This window comes from Erwinia aphidicola (assembly GCF_024169515.1).
In the GTDB taxonomy this organism is placed as follows: domain Bacteria; phylum Pseudomonadota; class Gammaproteobacteria; order Enterobacterales; family Enterobacteriaceae; genus Erwinia; species Erwinia aphidicola.
The window spans coordinates 1,363,654-1,386,628 of record NZ_JAMKCQ010000001.1 but is presented as its reverse complement, the minus strand read 5'-3'; the positions used below and the strand labels follow the sequence as shown (position 1 = coordinate 1,386,628).

At 58.0% G+C, this 22,975-nt stretch carries 21 protein-coding genes; 14 read left to right on the top strand and 7 right to left on the bottom strand.

Annotation, left to right across the window (positions count from 1 at the left end; translation table 11 throughout):
* Nucleotides 1-193 precede the first annotated feature (193 nt).
* Nucleotides 194-673: a transcription elongation factor GreB gene (greB, locus tag J2Y91_RS06515; RefSeq protein WP_048917689.1), complete on the bottom strand. Its 480-nt coding sequence runs from the start codon at nt 671-673 to the stop codon at nt 194-196.
* 290 nt (nt 674-963) lie between these two features.
* Here greB and ompR point away from each other — a divergent pair, with 290 nt between their 5' ends.
* Complete coding sequence (gene ompR / locus J2Y91_RS06510) at nt 964-1,683, top strand: osmolarity response regulator transcription factor OmpR (RefSeq protein WP_001157751.1); 720 nt, start codon at nt 964-966, stop codon at nt 1,681-1,683.
* Entirely contained in the window at nt 1,680-3,026 is a 1,347-nt protein-coding gene (envZ, locus tag J2Y91_RS06505) for a two-component system sensor histidine kinase EnvZ (RefSeq protein ID WP_048917688.1), read from the top strand. Before ompR ends, envZ begins: the two co-directional genes overlap by 4 nt.
* Before the next feature lie 37 nt (nt 3,027-3,063).
* On the opposite strand, the gene kch is transcribed toward envZ, so the two are convergent.
* From kch to J2Y91_RS06480, 5 genes are all read right to left on the bottom strand, one after another.
* Entirely contained in the window at nt 3,064-4,239 is a 1,176-nt protein-coding gene (gene kch / locus J2Y91_RS06500; RefSeq protein ID WP_133622545.1) for a voltage-gated potassium channel protein, read from the bottom strand.
* A 575-nt stretch (nt 4,240-4,814) separates the two neighbouring features.
* Nucleotides 4,815-6,434: a phosphoenolpyruvate carboxykinase (ATP) gene (gene pckA, locus J2Y91_RS06495; RefSeq protein WP_133622546.1), complete on the bottom strand. Its 1,620-nt coding sequence runs from the start codon at nt 6,432-6,434 to the stop codon at nt 4,815-4,817.
* 373 nt (nt 6,435-6,807) lie between these two features.
* Nucleotides 6,808-7,686, bottom strand: a complete 879-nt coding sequence (gene hslO / locus J2Y91_RS06490) for an Hsp33 family molecular chaperone HslO (RefSeq protein ID WP_048917685.1) — start codon at nt 7,684-7,686, stop codon at nt 6,808-6,810.
* 25 nt (nt 7,687-7,711) lie between these two features.
* Nucleotides 7,712-8,113, bottom strand: a complete 402-nt coding sequence (hslR, locus tag J2Y91_RS06485) for a ribosome-associated heat shock protein Hsp15 (protein ID WP_133622547.1) — start codon at nt 8,111-8,113, stop codon at nt 7,712-7,714.
* Nucleotides 8,114-8,257: 144 nt separating this feature from the next.
* The gene (locus J2Y91_RS06480) at nt 8,258-10,393 is read right to left on the bottom strand and encodes an intracellular growth attenuator family protein (protein ID WP_133622548.1); all 2,136 of its coding nucleotides are present in this window, start codon (nt 10,391-10,393) and stop codon (nt 8,258-8,260) included.
* 403 nt (nt 10,394-10,796) lie between these two features.
* Here J2Y91_RS06480 and nudE point away from each other — a divergent pair, with 403 nt between their 5' ends.
* Nucleotides 10,797-11,363: an ADP compounds hydrolase NudE gene (gene nudE, locus J2Y91_RS06475; protein WP_099753502.1), complete on the top strand. Its 567-nt coding sequence runs from the start codon at nt 10,797-10,799 to the stop codon at nt 11,361-11,363.
* A 34-nt stretch (nt 11,364-11,397) separates the two neighbouring features.
* On the opposite strand, the gene mrcA is transcribed toward nudE, so the two are convergent.
* Nucleotides 11,398-13,947, bottom strand: coding sequence for a peptidoglycan glycosyltransferase/peptidoglycan DD-transpeptidase MrcA (mrcA, locus tag J2Y91_RS06470; protein ID WP_048917681.1), 2,550 nt, complete (start codon nt 13,945-13,947; stop codon nt 11,398-11,400).
* Between the two features lie 117 nt (nt 13,948-14,064).
* On the opposite strand from mrcA, the gene pilM reads away from it, so the two are divergent.
* The 11 genes from pilM (at nt 14,065) to J2Y91_RS06415 (ending at nt 22,970) form a co-directional block, all read left to right on the top strand.
* Complete coding sequence (pilM, locus tag J2Y91_RS06465) at nt 14,065-14,892, top strand: type IV pilus biogenesis protein PilM (RefSeq protein WP_133622549.1); 828 nt, start codon at nt 14,065-14,067, stop codon at nt 14,890-14,892.
* Nucleotides 14,892-15,440, top strand: a complete 549-nt coding sequence (locus tag J2Y91_RS06460) for a PilN domain-containing protein (protein WP_133622550.1) — start codon at nt 14,892-14,894, stop codon at nt 15,438-15,440. Before pilM ends, J2Y91_RS06460 begins: the two co-directional genes overlap by 1 nt.
* Nucleotides 15,433-15,930, top strand: coding sequence for a HofO family protein (locus J2Y91_RS06455; protein ID WP_133622551.1), 498 nt, complete (start codon nt 15,433-15,435; stop codon nt 15,928-15,930). The genes J2Y91_RS06460 and J2Y91_RS06455 overlap by 8 nt, the downstream gene beginning before the upstream one ends.
* Entirely contained in the window at nt 15,920-16,324 is a 405-nt protein-coding gene (locus J2Y91_RS06450; RefSeq protein WP_133622552.1) for a DNA utilization family protein, read from the top strand. The genes J2Y91_RS06455 and J2Y91_RS06450 overlap by 11 nt, the downstream gene beginning before the upstream one ends.
* A complete protein-coding gene (gene hofQ / locus J2Y91_RS06445) occupies nt 16,242-17,486 on the top strand; it encodes a DNA uptake porin HofQ (RefSeq protein WP_133622553.1) in 1,245 nt (414 codons plus the stop codon). The genes J2Y91_RS06450 and hofQ overlap by 83 nt, the downstream gene beginning before the upstream one ends.
* Before the next feature lie 393 nt (nt 17,487-17,879).
* Entirely contained in the window at nt 17,880-18,401 is a 522-nt protein-coding gene (aroK, locus tag J2Y91_RS06440; RefSeq protein WP_048917675.1) for a shikimate kinase AroK, read from the top strand.
* 52 nt (nt 18,402-18,453) lie between these two features.
* The gene (gene aroB, locus J2Y91_RS06435; RefSeq protein ID WP_048917674.1) at nt 18,454-19,542 is read left to right on the top strand and encodes a 3-dehydroquinate synthase; all 1,089 of its coding nucleotides are present in this window, start codon (nt 18,454-18,456) and stop codon (nt 19,540-19,542) included.
* 93 nt (nt 19,543-19,635) lie between these two features.
* Nucleotides 19,636-20,637, top strand: coding sequence for an SPOR domain-containing protein (locus tag J2Y91_RS06430; protein ID WP_133622554.1), 1,002 nt, complete (start codon nt 19,636-19,638; stop codon nt 20,635-20,637).
* 126 nt (nt 20,638-20,763) lie between these two features.
* Nucleotides 20,764-21,585 (top strand): adenine-specific DNA-methyltransferase, encoded by an 822-nt coding sequence (dam, locus tag J2Y91_RS06425; protein WP_048917696.1) that lies wholly within the window; start codon nt 20,764-20,766, stop codon nt 21,583-21,585.
* A 37-nt stretch (nt 21,586-21,622) separates the two neighbouring features.
* On the top strand, nt 21,623-22,309 hold the full coding sequence (gene rpe / locus J2Y91_RS06420) for a ribulose-phosphate 3-epimerase (protein WP_048917672.1): 687 nt from the start codon (nt 21,623-21,625) through the stop codon (nt 22,307-22,309).
* Nucleotides 22,293-22,970, top strand: coding sequence for a phosphoglycolate phosphatase (locus J2Y91_RS06415; RefSeq protein WP_048917671.1), 678 nt, complete (start codon nt 22,293-22,295; stop codon nt 22,968-22,970). The genes rpe and J2Y91_RS06415 overlap by 17 nt, the downstream gene beginning before the upstream one ends.
* Nucleotides 22,971-22,975: the final 5 nt, after the last annotated feature.

The following is a 22,975-nucleotide window of genomic DNA, read 5'->3' as shown; positions in this document are numbered from 1 at the left end:
GCAGGCGCGTTGGCTACATTCGTTCACCCGAATCACTTACTTATGTAAGCTCATCGGGATTAGTGAGCCTCATCCCTGAGGCTCAGCCTCCGGCCAGCGTTGCTCAAATCGGTTCCCGACCGATTTGTCGCTCATTTGCCGCCTTCCTGCACCTCGAATTATTTTGGGTAAAAACAGGCCGCCGCGGTGCGGATTAGGATTCTTTAACGTAGCGGATGTCGTTGACGTACCACAGCGCTTCACCGACCGGCGTTTGCACGGTGGCGGCATCGCCGACCTCCTTCTTTAGCAGGGCGCGCGCCATCGGTGAGTCGATGGAGATGTAATCGTTACGGCCAAAAATTTCGTCATAGCCGACGATGCGAAAACGCTTGATCTCCCCGTCGTCATTCTCCACTTCCACCCAGGCGCCAAAGAACACTTTGCCATCCTGCTGCGGACTGTAATCGACGATGCGCAGCTGCTCCAGGCACTTGGTCAGGTAGCGCACCCGGCGGTCAATTTCCCGCAGGCGCTTCTTGTTGTACTGATAGTCGGCGTTTTCACTGCGGTCGCCAAGGCTGGCCGCCCAGGTCACCTTCTTCGTCACTTCCGGGCGCTCTTCGCGCCAGAGAAAATCCAGCTCTTTCTTTAGCAGATTGTAGCCTTCACGGGTAATCAGTTTTGTTTTCATCGTTCAGCCATCATCGTCGCGGTTTGCCCGCTATTTTGTGATGCCCGGCGTGCGGATGCAAATCACGCATTGCGAATTATCCCCGAACGTTACTGCTTGTTTGTTCTGACAAATACCGCGCGTGAACTTTGTGCTTCAGCCGTGGTTTTTTGCCAGAATTTCAAGATAAGCTGCTGTTTAATATGCTTTGTAACAATTTCGGCTACAATATAAACCATTATTGACTGTTACATTCAGGCATCTTTTTTGAAAATACCAGCTCAGGCAATAGCGCCTTTGGGAGTCACTCAATGCAAGAAAATTACAAAATCCTGGTGGTCGATGATGACATGCGTTTACGTGCGCTACTGGAACGCTATCTGACCGAACAGGGTTTCCAGGTGCGTAGCGTGGCAAATGCCGAGCAGATGGACCGTCTGCTGACGCGTGAATCCTTCCATCTGATGGTGCTGGACCTGATGTTGCCGGGCGAAGATGGCCTGTCGATCTGCCGCCGTCTGCGCAGCCAGAGTAACCCGATGCCGATCATTATGGTGACCGCGAAAGGTGAAGAAGTGGACCGTATCGTCGGGCTGGAAATCGGCGCGGATGACTACATTCCGAAGCCTTTCAACCCGCGTGAGCTGCTGGCGCGTATCCGTGCCGTGCTGCGCCGTCAGGCCAATGAGCTGCCGGGCGCCCCTTCGCAGGAAGAGGCGGTGATTGCCTTTGGTAAGTTCAAGCTGAACCTCGGCACGCGTGAGATGTTCCGTGAAGATGAGCCTATGCCACTGACCAGCGGTGAGTTTGCGGTACTGAAAGCGCTGGTCAGCCACCCGCGTGAACCGCTGTCGCGTGACAAGCTGATGAACCTGGCGCGTGGCCGCGAGTACAGTGCGATGGAGCGTTCTATCGACGTGCAGATCTCCCGCCTGCGCCGCATGGTGGAAGAAGATCCGGCCCATCCGCGCTACATCCAGACCGTCTGGGGCCTGGGTTATGTCTTCGTGCCGGACGGCAGTAAGGCATGAGGCGACTCCGCTTCTCTCCCCGCAGTTCATTTGCCCGCACGCTACTGTTGATCGTTACCTTGCTGTTTGTCAGCCTGGTAACGACCTATCTGGTGGTGCTTAACTTTGCCATACTGCCCAGCCTGCAGCAGTTTAACAAAGTGCTGGCGTATGAAGTGCGCATGTTGATGACCGACCGGCTGCAGCTGGAAGATGGCACGCAGCTGGAAGTGCCGCCGGCATTTCGCCGTGAGATATACCGCGAGTTGGGCATTTCGCTGTATACCAATGCGGCGGCGGAAGAGAGCGGATTACGCTGGGCGCAACACTACGAATTCCTCAGCCAGCAGATGGCGCAGCAGCTCGGTGGCCCGACCGATGTGCGCGTCGAGGTGAATAAAAACTCACCGGTGGTCTGGCTGAAAACCTGGCTGTCGCCCGATATCTGGGTGCGCGTGCCGCTGACTGAAATCCATCAGGGCGATTTCTCGCCGCTGTTCCGCTACACGCTGGCGATCATGCTGCTGGCGATTGGCGGTGCGTGGCTGTTTATCCGCATCCAGAACCGACCCCTTGTGGAGCTGGAGCATGCTGCGCTGCAGGTGGGTAAAGGGATTATTCCGCCGCCGCTGCGCGAGTATGGCGCGTCCGAGGTGCGTTCAGTTACCCGGGCTTTTAACCAGATGGCTTCCGGCGTTAAGCAGCTGGCCGATGACCGTACCCTGCTGATGGCCGGGGTCAGTCACGATCTGCGCACGCCGCTGACGCGTATCCGTCTGGCGACCGAGATGATGTCGGAGCAGGACGGCTACCTTGCGGAGTCGATTAACAAAGATATCGAAGAGTGTAATGCGATTATCGAACAGTTTATCGACTATCTGCGCACCGGCCAGGAGATGCAGTTTGAGCGTGCCGACCTCAACAGCGTGCTGGGCGAAGTGGTGGCCGCAGAGAGCGGCTACGAGCGTGAAATTGAAAATGCGGTGATGTCCGCCGAGCTGATGCTGGATATCAACCCGCTGGCCATCAAACGTGCCGTGGCGAATATGGTGGTTAACGCTGCCCGTTACGGTAACGGTTGGATTAAAGTCAGCTCCGGACGCGAGTTGCAGCGCGGTTGGTTCCAGGTGGAAGATGACGGCCCGGGCATTGAGCCGGACCAGCTGAAGCATCTGTTCCAGCCGTTTGTGCGCGGCGATAGCGCGCGCAGTACCAGCGGCACCGGCCTCGGCCTGGCGATTGTGCAACGCATTATCGATGCGCATCAGGGAACGCTGGAGATCGGCAAGAGCGATAAAGGCGGTCTGCGCATTCGTGCTTACCTGCCGCTGCCTCCGGCCAGCCTGCCCGGCCCGGTGGCGTAATCGGAGACCGGGTAGGGGCGTGGCATGCCGCGCCCGGTTAATCCGTGTTAACGTGACCAAAAAACAGCTCGGCAATCTTCGCATTGTCGATCGTCTCCCCGCTTAACGTCCGCACCAGGAACTCACTGCCCAGCAGCTGCAAAGAGATCACAATATCGGGCTGCACGCGCTTAATCTTCTGCAGATGCTGACTGTCGTTCACCAGGCAGATGGTGCGCGTTGCGCTACCGCCCGCCTCTTTTGCCGCCAGCACGATAAACGCATTCTCCGAATCATCGTTGCGCAGAGCGAGGATAAACTTCGCGTGTGCCGATCCCGCCTCCGTTAACACTTCCGAGCTGGAAGGATCGCCGATGACCAGGTCAGTATCCGGCGGATACTGGTGCGCCAGCCCTTCCGGTACAATCACCGTTAACGCTTCCCCGCGCTGCTTCAGGCCGAGATAGACGCTGTGCGCCAGCGGCGTAGCACCGGCGATAATAAAATGATTTTTACGCATCACGCGGGTAAACCTCCCTTTGATAATTCTTTTCATATTGCCGCCCAGCACCGGGCCGATAATTACGCTGACCGACGTGGCAAACACCGTGATGCCCAGCAGAATAATGGAGACGGTAAACAGGCGCGCATGGGGGGTGAGCGGCACGATATCGCCAAAGCCTGCCGTCGACATACTGACGATTGAATAGTAGAACGCCATGGTGAGATCGCTGATGTGTGGCCGGAACTCTTCGCCGAGGTACAGCGAGCCTAGTACGCCATACAGCAGCAGCGAGGTGATGCTGAGCAGGGCAAACAGGCTGCCTGCGGCCAGGCTGGCATGATGAAAGCGCCGCCAGAACCACAGCAGCAGCAGGGTGTTGCCGAGCGTGGCGTACAGCAGCAGGTGCCGCGTATGCGGGTTGTTAAGTTCAAACAGCATCATCGCCAGCAGCAGCAGCAGTGAGAAAGCCCAGGCGATGCGCGCGCGCAGCAGTAAACCACAGCCGATAATCATCAGGCTCAGGCCGAGCATAAAGCGCGGGATCTCCAGCAGGCCAAACACCAGCAGGGCATTTTTCCAGGTGGTAAAACCGTCAATCACACCGGGCACGGAGTGCCATGCGTGGTGCAGGGAAGGGTGCAGAAAAAGATAGCCATTTATCGTCACCAGGCAGGCCAGCAGGTGAACGGGGTTAAACAGATAAAGCGTGTGGTGCAGCAGGCGTTTCACGTCACTGTGTTTCCAGAGCCAAGTCGGGATCCTATTTTAGCAGTTTGTCAGGTCGGACAATGAGTAATGTGCGATAGAAGGCTGCTGGGTTTAAGCCAAAATGGGTCGACCGGAAAAAAGGGTCGACCCATGAGGGATCCCCACAAAAATTGATCTGGATTTTATCGCGGTATGAGAGGTGACAGGTTTCAGGAGGGAGGGCTGCTTTCCGCACCGGCATGAATACATCCCTGTAGCCTGGCTCACGGCCATCCCTGGCCGTGGGCCTGCTGCAATCAGCCCTCCCTCCTTGCACCCAAAGCCGCAGCGTCGCGGTTTGAAACCCACAGCGAGCACGATGCGAGTGGGGGATGAGCTTGGCCTGAGGTAAGCCGGACGTCACGCGGCAGGGATGCCGCGTGCCGAGGCCCGCAGGGAGCGTCTTTTGCCGTTCCGGCGTGCTCAGACTGAGCTCAGACCGGTTAGCGGACGTTTAGCGAGGGATGTCATTTCTGGGAATACCTCAGGGGTCGACCCCTACGGCATTCTTGCAGTTGTAGGGGCAGACCTCTTTTTCGGTCGCCCCGTGATTATTTTCAGAGAGCAGGTCCGGCCTTCACCAGCGCCTCACCGGCATGCGTGTCGGTGAACTTATCGAAGTTGGTGATAAAGCGCTGCGCCAGGTCGCGGGCTTTCACTTCCCAGTCGGCGGTGCTGGCGTAGGTGTTGCGCGGATCGAGCAGGTGGCTGTCGACGCCCGGCAGCGCCAGCGGTATCTCAAGGTTGAAAATCGGCAACGTTGCCGTCTCCGAATCGGCGATTTCACCGCTGAGGATCGCGTTGATGATGGCGCGGGTATCCTTCAGCGAGATGCGCTTGCCGCTGCCGTTCCAGCCGGTATTCACCAGCCAGGCTTCCGCTCCCGCGGCCTGCATGCGCTTCACCAGCACTTCAGCGTACCGGGTAGGGTGCAGCGTCAGGAACGCGGCGCCAAAGCAGGCGGAGAAGGTTGGGGTGGGCTCGGTTACGCCGCGCTCGGTGCCCGCCAGTTTGGCGGTAAAGCCGGACAGGAAGTGATACTGCGTCTGTTCTGGCGTCAGGCGCGACACCGGCGGCAGCACGCCAAAGGCATCGGCGGTCAGGAAGATCACTTTCTTCGCATGGCCTGCTTTTGATACCGGTTTAACAATGTTGTCGATGTGGTAGAGCGGGTAGGAAACGCGGGTGTTTTCGGTTTTGCTGCCGTCGTCGTAATCCACCGTTCCATCGGCGCGCACCACCACATTTTCCAGCAGCGCGTCGCGGCGGATAGCGTGATAGATCTCGGGTTCAGCCTGCTCGGACAGTTTGATGGTTTTGGCGTAGCAGCCGCCTTCAAAGTTAAACACGCCGTCGTCGTCCCAGCCATGCTCGTCATCACCAATCAGCTGGCGCTGCGGGTCGGTCGACAGGGTGGTTTTGCCAGTGCCGGACAGGCCAAAGAACACCGCCACATCGCCTTTTTCACCGACGTTGGCCGAACAGTGCATCGCGGCAATGCCCTTAAGCGGCAGCAGGTAGTTCATGATGGCGAACAGCCCCTTTTTCATCTCGCCGCCGTACCAGGTACCGCCAATCAGCTGGATTTTCTCCGTCAGGTTAAACGCCACAAAGTTCTCTGAATGCAGCCCCTGAGCCTGCCAGTCCGGGTTGGTGCATTTCGCCCCGTTCATCACCACAAAGTCAGGCTTAAAGTCAGCCAGACCCTGCGCATCCGGGCGGATAAACATGTTTTTGACGAAGTGGGCCTGCCAGGCGACTTCGGTAATAAAGCGCACGCTCAGGCGGCTGTCCGGGTTGGCGCCGCACCAGGTATCGACCACAAATAAGCGCTTACCAGAGAGCTGGGTGGTGACGAGGTTTTTCAGCGACTGCCAGTTCTCCTGCGACAGCGGCTGATTGTCATTCTTGCCTTTACCCTGGTCATTCCACCACAGCGTGTCGCGCGTGACGTCATCGCGCACGATATATTTATCTTTTGGCGAGCGGCCGGTAAAAATACCGGTATCGACGGCAACCGCGCCTGATTGGGTCACTATTCCGCGTTCAAAACCCTGTAAACCGGGCTGGGTTTCTTCCTTAAACAGCGTGTCATAATCGGGGTTATGAACTACCTCAACCGTATCAGTGATGCCATAAGCAACGAGGTCCTGCTTGGTCAGGTCGTTAGCGCGCATGTTACTGCTCCTTTGTCGGTTTTTTGTACTGCTGCAGATGTAGGGGTGTTTCGACGATTTTGCCGTAATGCCTGGCACATTCGGGCGGCTGGCACCGTGACGATCGCGCGCAGTTTACACCTGTCAGACGACAGAGAAAGAGGCAAAAGGAAGAAATGAGAGGCGACACGCGATTCGCTGTAAAGCGGCGTGATTTGTTTCATTTATTAACTAAAGTAAGTGCGATAAGCCAGTGATAAATATCGTGGAATTGCGCATGAAATGGTTGAAAACTCGGCATATTGGCGATAGAAAGTATCGCATTTTTTTGCTACGAGAAGTTTGTTATGCACAGCAGGAGAGTGCAGGGCCAGGAAGACCTGGCCCGAAGGGATCAGTGAACCTGTTGGTCACCGGCAGCTGAATCATTACGGATGGCCGCGATGTCTACGCTGTCAAAGACGTAGTGGTTGCCGCAGTAGTCACAGTGCATGTCGATCTCACCGTCTTCCTGCAGGATCTGATCCACTTCTTCCGGCGGCAGCGTGCTCAGCACATCACCACAGCGCTCGCGCGAGCAGGTGCATTTAAAGCAGACGTTTTGCGGCTCGAACAGCGTGACTTCTTCCTCGTGGAACAGGCGCCACAGCACCTCGTTCGCCGGCAGGTCCAGCAGCTCTTCGGTCTTGATGGTTTCTGTCAGCGTCGCCAGATGGTTGAACTCATCCAGGCTGGCATCCTGCGCGGGCAGCACCTGCAGCAGAATGCCGCCTGCGCCCGCTTTGCCTTCACTTTCGCCGGTGCGGATAAACAGACGGGTTGGCAGCTGCTCAGAGCGCATGAAGTAGTCCTCAAGACACTCTGCCAGCGTTTCGCCTTCCAGCCCAACCACGCCCTGATAGCGCTCACCCTCTTTTGGCGAGATGGTGATCACCAGGTAGCCGTTACCGACCATCTCTTTCAGGCTGCTGCCGTCAGCAATCTCGCCCTGCATACGGGCCACGCCGCGCATCTCCTGCTGATTATTACCGTTAATAACCGCCATATTCAGTGCGCCATCACCCTGCAGCTGGACCGTGATGTCGCCGTCAAACTTCAGGGTGGCGGTCAGCAGGCTGGTCGCTACCAGCAGTTCGCCAAGCACCTGCTGCACCGGCTGTGGGTAGTCGTGGCCGTCGATAATCTCGCGCCAGGTCTGGGAAATACCTACCAGTTCGCCACGCACGGCGTGATTTTCAAACAGGAAGCGGTGCATCTGGTCTTGCTGGGACATAAGTTTTTCTCTCTTTAATGGCGCGTTATTCGTCGCCAGAATTTTTAAATTTCATCAGGTCGCGACGCTCCTTTTTATCCGGGCGTCGGTCCGGGTGCGGCATACTGAGCGCATTCATTTTGCGTGCCTGCGCGACCTTTTCCCGTTTTTCAATACTTTCTGCCGTCTCGCGATACAGCTGCTGGGCAATCGCTGCCGGACCGCGCTTATCACTGATGCCTTCGATCACCACGGTGCGCTGGTCATTACCCTGGCGCAGCACCAGCTCAGCATCGACTTCAACCAGCTTGCTGGGTTTACTGCGCTGGCCGTTGTAATGCACCTTGCCGCCTTCAATCATCTCGCGTGCCGCAGCACGGGTTTTATAAAAGCGGGCGGCCCAGAGCCATTTATCAAGCCGCACCCCTTCTGTGGGTTTCTCTTTCATCGCTGGGTTCCTTTTTGGATTCACCTTATATATGGGGCTAACGCCATAAATCAAGGCGCGCTGCGGCGGATACTCACGCGCAACGTGTTCAGGCAGGTAAAGCGGAGAGTCTCAGCCTTAAAAATAGCACAGATGCGGCGATGCTCAGAACATCGGCCGCACGGTCTGGATGTCGCTGAGCGAGTGGTTAAAGCACTTCTCATAATACTGATGAATTTCCATCAGGCGCACGCGGTGGCGATGCATGCGGCGCAGCGCCAGCAGGCTGTTAATCACCAGGCTCAGCGCCAGCACCAGCAGTAACAGACTGCTGGCAAGATAGCGCCACAGGGTGAGGCTATCCGGTTCACTGTGCAGAGCGATGTGGCGCGTGCCGTTGGCATCGGTGGTGATGCTGGTAATAATGCCGCTGGCGCTAAACGGAGTGTGCAGCAGCATGCCGGAGAGCCGCTGCAGTTCCGGCCACTGGTCCGGCGCGTTGTAATCAAACAGTGAGACCGCCGGTGCTGGCTGATTGACGAACTGACGGCCCTCATCGCTGAGGATCAGGAAGCCACCCGGGGGAGGGCTGTTCAGCGCTTCTGCCGCACGGCGCGTTTCGCGGTAGAAGAAGGAAGAGGTGGCGGTATTGACCAGATTTTCCAGCGCTTCTGCACTGACCGGGCGCAGCAGCACGTTCATGCCGTTCAGCGCGCCGGAGTTAGCGCGGTGCACCAGCGTTTGCCAGTCTTTCGCGTTCCCCAGGTTGACCAGCGCATTTTTCAGGCGCACACAGTCCTGCTCCTGGCTGCACAGATCCTGGGTTTTCTGCACGATATCGGAGAAGTCATCCAGCAGGATCATGCCCGACTTCTGAATGGCGGTCGCCAGCTGCGGGTTAAGTTTCGGGTCGGTACTGGACTGCGGGTGCAGCTGCATGCTGGTGGTGTCCAGCAGCGCCGTTGCCTTATCGATAATATCGGACTGCGGCAGCGGCAGCGGTTCCGCATTGTTCCAGTACATGGCCGAACAGTCGAACGGCATAAACGCATAGCTACGGTTGCCCTGGTAGGTCGCCGGGATCGAACACATTCCGCTGCCGTTTACCTTCAGGCTGTCACCGACGTGCAGCGGGGCTTTTTCCAACTCGCTGACCTGGGTAACCTGCAAACTTTCCGTGCCTTTGATCCACGCCAGGCTAAGTTTCAGCGGCATGCTGAGCGGGATCCAGCTTATCAGCAGCGCCAGCAGGATCAGCGAACCCACCGCCAGCACGACGTTTTTACGCCAGCGCTGGACAGGGAAGTTGCGCACCTCATCCTGTAGCGAGAGGAAGCGCCCCTGGCGCACCACCTGACGGTTGAGGTAGATATCAATTTCGGTGGTCTGGCCAAGGTCCTGGGCGACATAGGGTTGCCAGTGCGGCGGGTAGATTAAGTCGATAATGCCGAGCGAGATATTGCTGGCCTGCCCCTGATTAGATTCGCCAAACAGTCCCCAGCGCTTCGGCGCGCCGCGCAGGCAGTGAATTTCGCGCAGATCATTTTCGCCTGGGCGGCGATAGATAAACCAGGCACTGACCGCGATGATGGCAACGCCCGCCAGCATCAGCCAGGGCATCAACACTATCGGCCCGACCAGGCTGATAAAGAACAGCAGCAGCGCGATACAGATAGCGACCGCTTCACGCGTGCCGTCAGGTCGGCTCAGCGCGTACTCTTCTGCACTCTCTTTGCGCACGCTTAGCAGCTCAATATTTTCGCCCTCTTCCTTACGGATAGAGGCATTCTGCCCGGTGGCGCGCACCATTGGCGTCAGCGCGGGCGCTTCCCAGCTGTACTGCGTCAGCGAGTGACCATTGAGTGAGATCACCAACGGAATGGTTTGCGTTTTGATCAGCTCAACATAGTTCTCTTCCGCGATATGTTGTTCCCACAGCGGCGGCAAATGCACTTCGACGGCATCAAGGTAGTAGCGCCATTTGTGGGGTTCATCGGTAGAGAGGCCGTAGCGGGTAATCGAGCGGGTGACGGGGTAGACATTGTTGCTTTGCGAGGTGAGCACCAGCTGATCGGGCGAACTGCTGGCTCCGCTGGGCAGAGTCTGATTTTGGCTGCCCAACTGCGCCACGTAGCGTTCAACCGCCGCGCGCTCTTCGTTGCTCAGCTTGCGATAGGGGGGACTTATGAATGGCAGTGGTTTCGCCAACGGCGGGCGATGCCGCATAGCGTACCAAAAGAAACAACCTGCCGTTACCGAGCAGGCCAGCATTACAGCCAATATGATGACTATTGTGCTCATGCTTCCCTCATTCCTGCCACAATGCTCCTGTCGACGTTCTCGCGTAAGACTGTGTCATATCTAACCCAATTGTGGCGAGTTTAAACAGTGCTGGCTGTCAGCTGTGTGATTAAAAATAGCGCTAAAAATCATAAAATTAGAATAATTGTATACCATGGCCGATGTAGATGTTACCAGGCATTTGGCCACTTAAGTATCGGCATATTCCTATTTATTAGTCTGATAATTGACATTCTTTAAAAGATTTTTCTCATGTTTACAATGATTTGTTATAAATAAGTAAAATGATTCATGCGATGATTGGTTTCCTGCGGCGGCTACCGCACAATGGACAATAACACGGTCAGCACCTGAATTCGCCGGGTGGATGACGCTCACTTTTTGGCTTTTCGCTGGGGCCCTTATGACCAGACAATTACAAAAACCTGCCATCCTTAATGTTGAGGTCGCAGCGCGATCGAAACTGTTCACGGTGGAATCGGTCGACCTTGAGTTCAGCAACGGCCAGCGCCGGGTCTATGAGCGCATGCGATCTTCAGGCCGGGAAGCGGTGCTCATCGTGCCGATCATTGATGATCATCTGATCCTGATCCAGGAGTACGCGGTCGGGCTGGAGAGCTACGAACTGGGCTTCCCGAAAGGGTTGATCGACCCGGGTGAAACACCCTTTGACGCTGCTAACCGCGAGCTGAAAGAGGAGGCGGGCTTTGGCGCGCATCAGCTGGAGCAGCTGGGTAAACTGACCATGGCGCCGTCTTATTTCTCCAGTCAGATGAATATCGTGGTGGCGGAAGGGCTTTATCCGGAAAAGCTGGAGGGTGACGAGCCTGAACCGCTGCCGCAGATGCGCTGGCCGCTGAACAATCTGCTGGCGCTGCTGGAGGAGCCGGATTTCCGCGAGGCGCGCAACGTCAGCGCGCTGTTCCTGGTGCGCGAGTGGCTGGTGAAGCAGGGCAGGGTAACGTATTAAAAAAAATGCCGGGCGATTGCCCGGCATTTTTGTATCAGAACAGCTCGTGGCTTTCGCCGTTATCCATCAGCGTGGTGCCGACGTCATGCACTGAATACTCCGTCGGCTGGGTGCCGTTGATAAAGTATTCGTCGCGGGTATTGCCGCCGCCGTTCGCCAGCTTGCCGGTGCTGCGGTCAATCTTCACCGTCACCACCCCTTCCGGCGGCGTCAGCGGCTGCAGCGGAACGCCGTCCAGCGCCGCTTTCATGTAATCATCCCAGGCTGGCTGTGCGCTCTTGGCGCCGCCTTCATAGCCGGAGATCTGATCTTTAATCGCTCCGGAAGCCGTGGTGCGCCCCAGATCGCGGCGGTGATCGTCAAAGCCGATCCACACGGATGTCACCACCCCAGGACCGTATCCGGAGAACCAGGCATCCTTCGAGCTGTTAGTGGTACCGGTTTTACCGCCGATATCATTACGCTTAAGGTCACGCCCGGCGCGCCACCCGGTACCCATCCAGCCCGGTTCGCCGAAGATGTTGGAGTTCATCGCGCTCTTGATCAGGAACGACAGCGGCGTGTTAATCACGTGCGGCGCATACTCCGGCTGTTCGTCCTGCTTATGCTGAGGAACCTGCTCCAGCTCCGGTTTCGGCACGACAGGGTTAGTGCCTTCCTGCGAAACTGCGACGTTTTCCACGCTGTCTTCACTCAGCGCCACCGCTTTTTTGGTTTCGCCGTAGATCACCGGCAAATTGCACTCCGGGCAGGCCACTTTTGGCTTCGCTTCAAAGACTTTATTCCCCTCTTCATCCTCGATGCGGGTAATAAAGTACGGGTCTACCAGGAAGCCGCCGTTAGCCATCACCGAGTACCCGCGCACCATCTGCAGCGGCGTAAAGGCCGCCGAGCCGAGCGCCAGCGATTCGGTGTGCACGATGTTCTGAGCCGGGAAGCCAAAGCGCTGTAAATATTCCGCGGCGTAGTCGACGCCCATGGCGCGCATGGCGCGCACCATCACCACGTTCTTCGACTCACCCAGCCCCTGACGCAGGCGAATCGGGCCGGCATAGCTATTAGGCGAGTTTTTTGGGCGCCAGTCGGCACCGGCACCGGCATCCCAGCGGGAAATCGGCACATCGTTGAGGATCGACGCCAGCGTCAGGCCACGATCCATGGCGGCGGTGTAGAGGAACGGTTTGATATTTGAACCGACCTGGCGCAGCGCCTGGGTTGCGCGGTTGAACTTGCTCAGATTGAAGTCGAAACCGCCAACCAGCGCGCGTACTGCGCCGTCATGCGGGTCGAGCGATACCAGCGAAGAGTTGACGTCCGGCACCTGAGCCAGCTGCCAGTCGTTGTCGACCTTGCGTACCCAGATCTGCTGGCCCGGCTGCAGTACCTGGCTAACCGAGCGCGGAGTGGCGCCCTGTAAGGTGTCGGACTTGTATGGACGCGCCCAGCGCACCGCAGCCAGATTGAGCGCGATGTTGCTGCCGTCACGCATCGCCACGGTAGCTTCATCACTGCTGCTGGCGGTCACTACCGCCGGGAACAGCGGGCCGTAAACCGGCAGCGCTTTCAGCGTTTTCAGGATTTGAGCGTGATCCCACGCTGGCTGGCCGGCTTTCCACAGTTCGCTGGACGGGCCGCGATAGCCGTGGCGCATATCATAGGCAATGACGTTGTCCTGCACCGAGTCCTGCGCCGCCAGCTGCAGCTTGCGGGTCACGGTGGTGTAAACCTTGTAGCCGTCGTTATAGGCGTTTTCGCCATAACGTTTAATCATCTCCTGGCGCACCATTTCGGTCAGGTACGGTGCGGAGAAAGCGATTTCCGGCGCGTGATAGTTCGCCACCAGCGGCGTGTTGCGCGCTTCTGTGTACTGCGCCTGGCTGATGTAATGCTGGTCAAGCATGCGCGCCAGCACGGTGTTGCGGCGCTGTACGGCACGATCGTGCGAGTAAAGTGGGTTAAAGGTCGACGGCGCTTTAGGCAGGCCGGCGATCATCGCCATTTCACTCAACGACAGCTGATCAACATTCTTACCAAAGTAAACCTGGGCTGCAGCCCCCACGCCGTAAGCGCGATAGCCGAGGTAGATTTTGTTCAGATACAGCTCAAGGATCTCGTCTTTACTCATCATCTGCTCAATGCGGATGGCGAGGAAAGCCTCCTTGATCTTACGCATCAGCGTGCGTTCGGGGCTGAGGAAGAAGTTACGCGCCAGCTGCTGAGTGATGGTACTGGCACCCTGCGAAGCATGGCCGGAAACCAGTGCAATACTGGCGGCACGGAAGATGCCGATCGGATCGACGCCGTGATGCTCGTAGAAGCGGCTATCTTCGGTCGCGATGAAGGCTTTCACCATCTGCGGCGGGATTTCCTGCAGGGTCAGGGGAATACGGCGTTTCTCACCGTACTGCGCGATAAGCTCGTTATCGGCACTGTAAACCTGCATAGGCGTCTGCAGACGCACATCTTTCAGCGTGGCGACATCGGGCAGCTGCGGCTCTATATATTTGTATAAACCATAGATCGAGCCTGCTCCCAGCAAAATGCAACACACTGCAAGGATCAATAAATACTTTACGAACTTCACCTGATATTTCCCATTTAAAGTCGATTGGGCAGTTTATAAACAATCGCGCGGTAGTATAAAGGCAAGCCAGTACCTTGGATACGTCCTTTTGTAACTGACGATAAGGAGATCGCGTCAATGGCTTTTCAGACATGGCAAGTTGGGTTGGATATTCAAAACGGGCAGTTGTGCGCCCTCGGCATCCAGCGCCGTCGAAACGGCTGGCAGCTGCGCCACTGGTGGCAGCATACGTTGCCGCAAGATACGTTAAGTCATGGCCTGGTGCAACGGCAGGACATTCTGGTCGCACTGCTGCAGCGCTGGCGCAGGCAGCTCCCTTCCCGTATCTCACTGCGCGTCGGTTTCCCGCCACAGCTGGTGATGCAGCGCCAGCTGGCTCTTCCCACCACGCAATTACGCGAGCCAGAGCGTAGCAGCTACATCACGGCGGCGGCGAGGCGATTTTTCCCAATTGCACCGGAGGCGCTGGCGCTCGATTACCGCCGCGGGTGGGGAACCGATGCGCCTGTCTACCTGACGGCGGCGCGCCAGGAGGCGCTGCACAGCTGGCAAAACTGCCTGCAGCTGGCGGGCCTGACTCCGCAGGTGCTGGAGCTGACCCCGGCCGCCCTGTTCGCCCTGGCGGACAATTTACGGCTCGATCCTGCCGCCGCGCTGGTACATCGCCTCAGCGACCACTGGCTGTGGTTCGCACCGCAGCATCGCGAGCAGCCCTGGGGCTGGTGCCCGCTGGACGATGCCCCGGACTTCGCCATCCTGCAGCAGCGTTATCTGCAGGAGAGCAGCACGCTGTGGTACAGCTCGGCGCTGGCGGAGAGCTGCCCGCCCGGCACTCAGCTACTTACCCCTTTAAGCGTGCTGCAGAGCTATCAGCCCCCGATGCCGGCGTGTGAAGGCGCGTTTGCTCTGGCGACCGGGCTGGCGCTGCGCCCGGAGGATCGCTGATGGTATGGGTAAATCTGCTGCCGTGGCGACAGGCGGCGCTGCGACAGCGCAAGCGGTTGTGGGGCCTGCTGGCCCTGGGGGCCGTGCTGATGCTGGTGGGGTTACTGCTGGGCGGAGTGGCGCAGCGCCGCCTCAACCAGCAGCAGATGGAGGGGCTGGCGATAGGGCGAACCGGGCTTAATCTGGCCACGCAGCTGAAGGCCCGCAGCGTGGCGGCACAGCAGCAGCTTGCCCTGCTACAAAGTCGGCAGGCTGAGCGGCAGCAGCGTCTGCAGCGGCTGGCGCGCTGGCAGCAGTTTGCCAATGCGCTCGGCGCGGCATTCCCTGCCGATCTCTGGCTGCAGCAGATGGTGAAAGGCGAGCATAGCCTTGAGATTAACGGCTTCGGTCGCCGCATCGAAAGCCTGCATCAGCTGCGCCAGCAGCTGGAGAATATGCCGATCTTTCGCCAGGTGACGCTGGGGCAGATACAGCGTAGCCGCGAACGTGCACTGGAATTCACCCTGCAGGCGCAGCTTCCTGGCGCGAAGGAACGCGCGGATGACTAACCGCTGGCTGACCGGCTGGCTGCAGGCCGAGCCCTGGCTGCGGGTGGTGAGCTTTACGCTCGCGGCACTGCTGCTGGCAGGCCTGCTGTGGCTGTGCTGGCTGCATCCGGCGCAGCGGCAGCAGCAGACGCTGGAGCAGCAGCAGCGTCTGCAGGCGCGGCGTTACTCCAGTCAGATCTCCGCGCTGCGTTTGCAACCCGCGTTGCGCACAGTGCAGCAGCAGATTGCCCAACTCCAGCAGCAGAGCGAACCCGCTAAGGCGCATCTCTTTTCACTCCCCAGGCTGCTGGCGCACAGCGGGGCGGTGCTTGAGCACTGGCACCCCACGGCGCACGGCGGAGAGCTGGCCCTGACGCTAAGCTGGGCGCAGTTTGGCGCTCTGCTGGGCTATCTCACCACCCTGCAACCGAGCGTAGAAATACCCCGCTTTCGCCTGAAGCGGGCGGGGGCGCAGCTGCATCTGGTGCTGGAGCTAAACGATGCTTCCTAAGCTAGCGCTGCTGCTGTTACTGCTGGCGTGCGGCAGCCACGCGCGCGACCCTTTCTTTTTGCAGGAGAGCCGCTGCCAGCCAGCGACCGGTGATGCGCCCGCGGGCTGGCGTCTGCTCGGCATCGTTGGCCGACCGGGCCACTACCACGCCTGGCTGCGTTCACCGCAGGGCAGCACGCTGCACGGCCAGATCGGCGACGCGCTGCCAGCGACCGCGTGGCAGCTTGCCGCTATCGACTGGCTCAGCGCCTCGCTTTCCCCCTCACAGGATTGCCCGCCCGTCATAAAGCTGACGTTAAAAGGACAACAAAATGCACAGGATGCTCTTCCTCTGGCTGGTGCTGATCAGCCCGCTCTCACTGGCGCAGGCGCCGCTGTCACTGGCGTTCGATGACGCGCCCATCGGCCAGGTGTTACAGGCGCTGGCGGACTATCAGCAGCTGAATCTGGTGGTGGCCCCCGGCGTGGAGGGCAACCTCTCGCTGCGGTTGCAAGGGGTGCCGTGGCAGCAGGCGCTCTCTCTGGTGATGAAAATGGGGCGGCTGACCACGCAGCAGCAGGGCAACGTGCTGCTGGTGTATCCCGAAAGCTGGCAGCAGGAGGAGCAGCGCAAAGCCGATGCCCGCCGTGAGGAACAACAGCAAAATCTGCCGCTGCACAACCTGACGCTGACGTTGCAGCACGCGGATGCGGCAGCGGTCAACGCCAGCCTGCAAAATGAGCGCGCCCGGCTGATGACGGCGCGCGGCAGCATTACGCTGGATAGCCGCACCAACAGCCTGCTGCTGCGCGATACCGATCGCGCACTGCAAGAGGCTGAACGCTGGGTGCGCCAGCTGGATGTGCCGCTAGAGCAGATTGAGCTGGCGGCGCAGATTGTCACCATCAGCGAAGAGAACCTGCGCGAGCTGGGCGTGAACTGGGGGCTGAGCGGAGAAGAGCAGGTAGCGAACGCGCTGCGCACCAGCCAGCTGCGGGTCGATCTCGGGGTGCCTCATCCGGCCGGGCGCGTGGGCTTCACGCTGGCCAGGCTCGACGGTCGCCTGCTGGATCTTGAGCTGAGTGCGCTGGAGAGTGAACATCAGGCGGATATTATTGCCAGCCCGCGCTTATTTACTTCGCATCAGCAGACGGCCAGCATTAAGCAGGGCACGGAGATCCCCTATGAGGTGGCGACCGGCAACAGCGGCTCTACCACCATGGAATTTAAAGAAGCGATGCTGGGAATGGAAGTGACGCCGGTGGTGCAGGCCAATGGTCGGATTTTGCTGAAACTGCACATTTCGCAAAATATGCCGGGGCGCAACATGCGCAGCGGCGTTAATGAAGTACTCACCATCGATAAACAGGAGATCGACACGCAGGTGATCCTGAAGGATGGTCAGACGCTGGCGCTGGGCGGCATATTCCAGCAGCAGAGCGCGACAGGGCGCAGTAAAGTGCCGGTACTTGGCGATATTCCGCTGCTCGGAGGCCTTTTTCGCCATGACGTGCGTGAGCAAAAAAGGCGCGAACTGGTGATCTTTATCACGCCGAGATTAGTGCGTAGTGACTAATGCGCTTTTGGCGGCAAACGACAGAACCTGCATGTTTTTTCCCGAATTGGTCACAGTTGCGTTTGACGCAAGGGCGGAATTAGCTTACAAGGTTTAGCGATTTTGAATTATGGGCCAGGTGCCCACAGCAGCGAATGCTTTTTAACCGTTTTTTATCGTGCGCAAGCGGCGTAGCCGATGCAACCACATCCGGCTGATAAATGAAGCGGACTGAAACGCGCCAAAATATTGCGTGCAATGGGCAAGGTAAATTTAATCGGTTGCCAAAACACCTTCAGTGTTGAGATAATTTTTAGTCTGACTCTCGCACTATCGCTCATGAGGTTTCAGTTCATGTCCTGCCTGGTTTAAGGCGGGGTATCATCAACGAATTGTCTTAGTAATACCGAAAAAATGGCAGAGAAACGCAATATCTTTCTGGTTGGGCCTATGGGTGCCGGCAAAAGCACTATTGGGCGTCAGTTAGCTCAACAACTCAATATGGAATTTTTCGATTCCGATCAAGAAATTGAGCGACGTACCGGAGCGGATGTGGGCTGGGTTTTTGACGTCGAAGGCGAAGAAGGCTTCCGCGATCGCGAAGAAAAAATCATCAATGAACTCACTGAAAAGCAGGGCATTGTGCTGGCGACTGGTGGCGGTTCCGTCAAGTCGCGCGAAACGCGCAATCGTCTCTCCGCCCGTGGCGTAGTGGTGTATCTTGAAACGACTATCGAAAAGCAACTGGCACGTACCCAGCGCGACAAAAAACGTCCGCTGCTGCAGGTGGATTCTCCACCACGCGAAGTGCTGGAAGCATTAGCTGATGAACGCAATCCGATGTATGAAGAGATTGCCGACGTCACCATTCGCACTGACGATCAGAGTGCGAAAGTGGTCGCTAATCAGATTATCAATATGTTGGAAAAGAGCTGAGTAACGCTCTGATGGCCCCGCGTGGGCGCAGCAAAAAAGGTGATACAGCGTCATGGAGAGGATTACCGTAACTCTTGGGGAGCGCAGTTACCCCATTACTATCGCCGCCGGGTTGTTTGCAGATCCGGCTTCTTTTTGGCCGCTTAAAGCGGGCGATCAGGCCATGCTGGTGACCAACCAGACGCTGGCTCCTCTCTATCTTGACGCGCTGCGTTCCCGCCTCGAAAGCGTGGGCGTGGTGGTAGACCAGGTGATTTTACCGGACGGCGAGCAGTTTAAGACGCTGGCGGTAATGGACCAGGTATTTACTGCACTTCTGGCAAAGCCACACGGCCGTGATACCACCCTGATTGCTTTAGGTGGCGGTGTGATCGGCGATTTAACCGGCTTTGCCGCGGCCAGCTACCAGCGTGGCGTACGCTTTATTCAGGTGCCCACTACGCTGCTGTCGCAGGTCGACTCTTCCGTTGGTGGCAAAACTGCCGTCAACCATCCGCTCGGCAAAAATATGATTGGCGCGTTTTATCAGCCAGCGTCGGTGGTGGTCGATCTCGACTGCCTCAATACGCTGCCTGCACGCGAACTCTCTTCAGGCCTGGCGGAAGTGATCAAATACGGCATTATTCTTGACGGTGAGTTCTTCAACTGGCTGGAGCAGAATCTTGATGCTCTGCTGGCGCTGGACGGCGCAGCGATGGCGTACTGTATTCGCCGCTGCTGCGAACTGAAAGCCGAAGTCGTGGCTGCCGATGAACATGAACAGGGTCTGCGTGCGCTGCTTAATCTTGGCCATACTTACGGCCATGCGATTGAAGCACACATGGGCTACGGTAACTGGCTGCACGGTGAAGCGGTTGCCGCCGGGATGGTGATGGCAGCACGCAACGCCGAGCGTCTTGGGCAGTTCAGCTCACAGGATACCGACCGTATTATCGCGCTGCTGCAGCGTGCCGGTTTACCGGTGAACGGACCAGAAAGCATGGCGGCGGAAGATTATCTGCCGCACATGATGCGCGATAAAAAGGTGCTGGCTGGAAAACTGCGCCTGGTACTGCCACTGGCAATCGGCAAAGCCGAAGTGCGTAGCGGTGTGCCACATGATATGGTGCTGGCATCCATTCAGGATTGCCAAAAGTCCTGATAACAATGTGCAAGCCAGCCACTGGCAACACTGACAGATGTATCACCGTCCACAGGGTTTGGACGGCAACGCCGCTCTATGGGAGGAGGTTAAATGGACGAGTTTAAACCGGAAGACGAGTTAAAACCTGACACCAGCGACCGCCGCCCTACGCGGCCGCGCAAAGCGTCTTCTGCGACTAAAGTGCCAGTTTCCCGCCAGCATATGATGATGGGCATCGGGATCCTGGTGCTGCTGCTGTTAGTGCTGGGCATCGGCTCGGCGCTGAAATCACCGGACAGCGGCAGTGAGAAGAGTGCGCAGCAGCCTGCGGCTCCGGCCACCAGCGGCGGCAGCGGCGGCGGCGAGAAAAATATCGATCTGTCTGGCTCCTCTTCCATGAGCGGGCAATCCGGTCAGCCGGCCACGACGGAGAACAGTGCGTCAGCCGCGGGCCAGCCTGCTGCACCGCAGGACGTCAGCGTGCCACCTATCTCCCCAACGCCAACCGATGCGCCGCAGATGCAGACGCCTGCCAACCAGCAGCGTGTCGAATTGCCTGGCGATCTGAACAACGCGCTGAGCAATCAGCAGGGTCAGGTCGATGCAGCGGCGCAGGCCGGGCAGGGCGGTTCGTCTCTGCCTACCGGTGCTGCAACGGTGGCACCCGGTGGTGAAACCCCGCGCCAGGTAACCAACAAACCGTCAGCGGCGAGCCATCAGCCTGCACGCCAGACAACGCATGCCGCCGCGGCCCATGACAGCAAAGCGGCAACGGCGCACAAACCGACCGCCAGCAAGCCCGCAGTGAAAGAGAACAAGCCAGCGGCAACGGCCAGCCACAGTGGCGGCACGCCAGGCGGCAACTTCACGCTGCAGCTGAGCAGTGCTTCACGCTCAGACACGCTGAATGCGTGGGCGAAAAAACAGAATTTATCCGGCTACCATGTGTACCAGACAACGCGCAACGGTCAGCCGTGGTACGTGCTGGTCAGTGGCTCTTATGGCACCTCGGCCGAGGCTAAGCGTGCTGTTGCTTCGCTGCCCGCTGAAGTTCGCGCCCAGAATCCATGGGTGAAACCGGTCAGTCAGGTTAAAAAAGAAGCCGGTAAGTAATATTTTGCCGGGGTAACCCGGCATTTCCTCAAGTGTGTGAGCGTGCCAAAAGCACGTCGATCATTTAAAGCGCAGATATGCTGTCGGTGTAACCACAGCCTGATGAGTAAAGTAATAAACGACGGCATGAAAAAAAATCGCGCTTTTTTGAAGTGGGCTGGTGGCAAGTACCCGTTACTCGATGATATTCGACGCCATCTCCCGGAGGGGGATTGCCTGATCGAGCCGTTTGTCGGTGCCGGCTCAGTCTTCCTCAATACCCAATATTCCCGCTACATTCTGGCTGACATTAACAGCGACCTGATCAACCTCTATAACATCGTTAAAGAGCGTGCGGATGAGTTCGTTGCCGATGCGCGCGTGCTGTTTACGCCGCAGGGGAATGACTCCGAGGTCTATTATGCCTGTCGCCAGGAGTTCAATCAGTGCACTGATGCCTATCGCCGCGCGGTGCTGTTTCTCTACCTCAACCGCCACTGCTATAACGGGCTGTGCCGCTACAACCTGAGCGGTGAGTTCAACGTGCCGTTTGGCCGCTACCGCAAGCCCTACTTCCCGGAAGATGAGCTTTACTGGTTTGCCGAGCGTGCACAACATGCGACCTTTGTCTGCGAATCTTACGATGTTACGCTGGGGAAAGCGCGGCAGGGGGCGGTGGTGTATTGCGACCCACCCTATGCGCCTCTGTCGGCCACGGCCAACTTTACCGCGTACCACACCAACAGTTTCACCATGCGCGAGCAGCAGCATCTGGCCGAACTGGCCACTATGCTGGCGCAGGAGAACAGCATTACCGTGCTGATCTCCAACCATGACACTCCGCTAACGCGCGAGTGGTATCAGGCGGCGACCAAGCTGCACGAAATCAAAGTGCGCCGCTCAATCAGCAGTATTGGCGGAAGTCGCCTAAAGGTTAATGAACTGCTGGCGCTGTATACTGGCCGGTGATGAGAGCCTGACGTCAGGCACAACCAGGGAGAAACGGATGAAACAGTTTTTAATTGCCCCATCAATTCTTTCCGCAGACTTTGCCCGCCTGGGCGAAGACACCGCTAAAGCACTGGCTGCCGGTGGTGATGTGGTGCATTTCGATGTGATGGATAATCATTACGTTCCGAACCTTACGATGGGCCCGATGGTCCTGAAAGCCCTGCGCGATTACGGCGTGACTGCCCCTATTGACGTGCATCTGATGGTGAAACCCGTCGATCGCCTGGTGCCTGACTTTGCTAAAGCCGGTGCCAGCTATATCACCTTCCATCCTGAAGCCTCCGAACACGTTGACCGCACGTTACAGCTGATCAAAGAACACGGCTGTAAAGCAGGCCTGGTGCTGAATCCGGCCACGCCGCTCAGCATTCTGGATTATGTGATGGATAAGCTTGATGTGATCCTGCTGATGTCGGTTAACCCCGGGTTTGGCGGCCAGTCGTTTATTCCCGGCACGCTGAACAAACTGCGTCAGGTGCGTAAACTTATCGACCAGAGCGGCTACGACATTCGTCTGGAAGTGGACGGCGGCGTCAAAGTCGACAACATTGGCGCGATCGCAGAAGCGGGCGCCGATATGTTTGTCGCCGGTTCGGCGATTTTTGGTCATCCCGATTACAAAAAAGTGATCGACGATATGCGGACAGAACTGGAGAAATCTCGTCATGGGGCATTTCACTAATATCCGGGCGCTGGCCTTCGATCTCGATGGCACGCTGACCGACAGCGCACCGGGGCTGACCAGCGCGGTGGATGGGGCGCTCAGCGCACTGAACCTGCCGGCAGCCGGGATTGCGCGCGTTTCGACCTGGATTGGCAACGGTGCCGATATTCTGATTGAGCGGGCGTTGACCTGGGCGCTGGGCCACGCGCCTTCGCCTGCGCTGATCGGTGACGCACGCGTGCTGCTGGACCAGCACTACGCCTCGCACGTTGACGGGGGCAGTTTGCTTTATCCTCAGGTTAAAGAGACGCTGGCCGCTCTGGCTAAACACAATCTGCCTATGGCGCTGGTGACCAACAAGCCGACCCCGTTTGTCGCGCCGCTGCTGGCTTCACTGGGCATTGCTGACTATTTTTCGCTGATTATCGGCGGCGACGATGTCGTGGCTAAGAAGCCGCATCCGGCACCGCTGTTCCTGGTGCTGGGCACGTTTGGCCTGCTGCCGGGCGAGTTAGTGTTTGTCGGTGACTCGCGCAATGATATTCTGGCGGCGCAGGCGGCAGGATGTCCCTGCATCGGCCTGACCTACGGCTACAACTATGGCGAGCCCATCGCCACCAGCCAGCCTGACGTCACGCTCGATCACTTTAACGATTTGTTGCCCGCACTCGGGCTGTAATTATT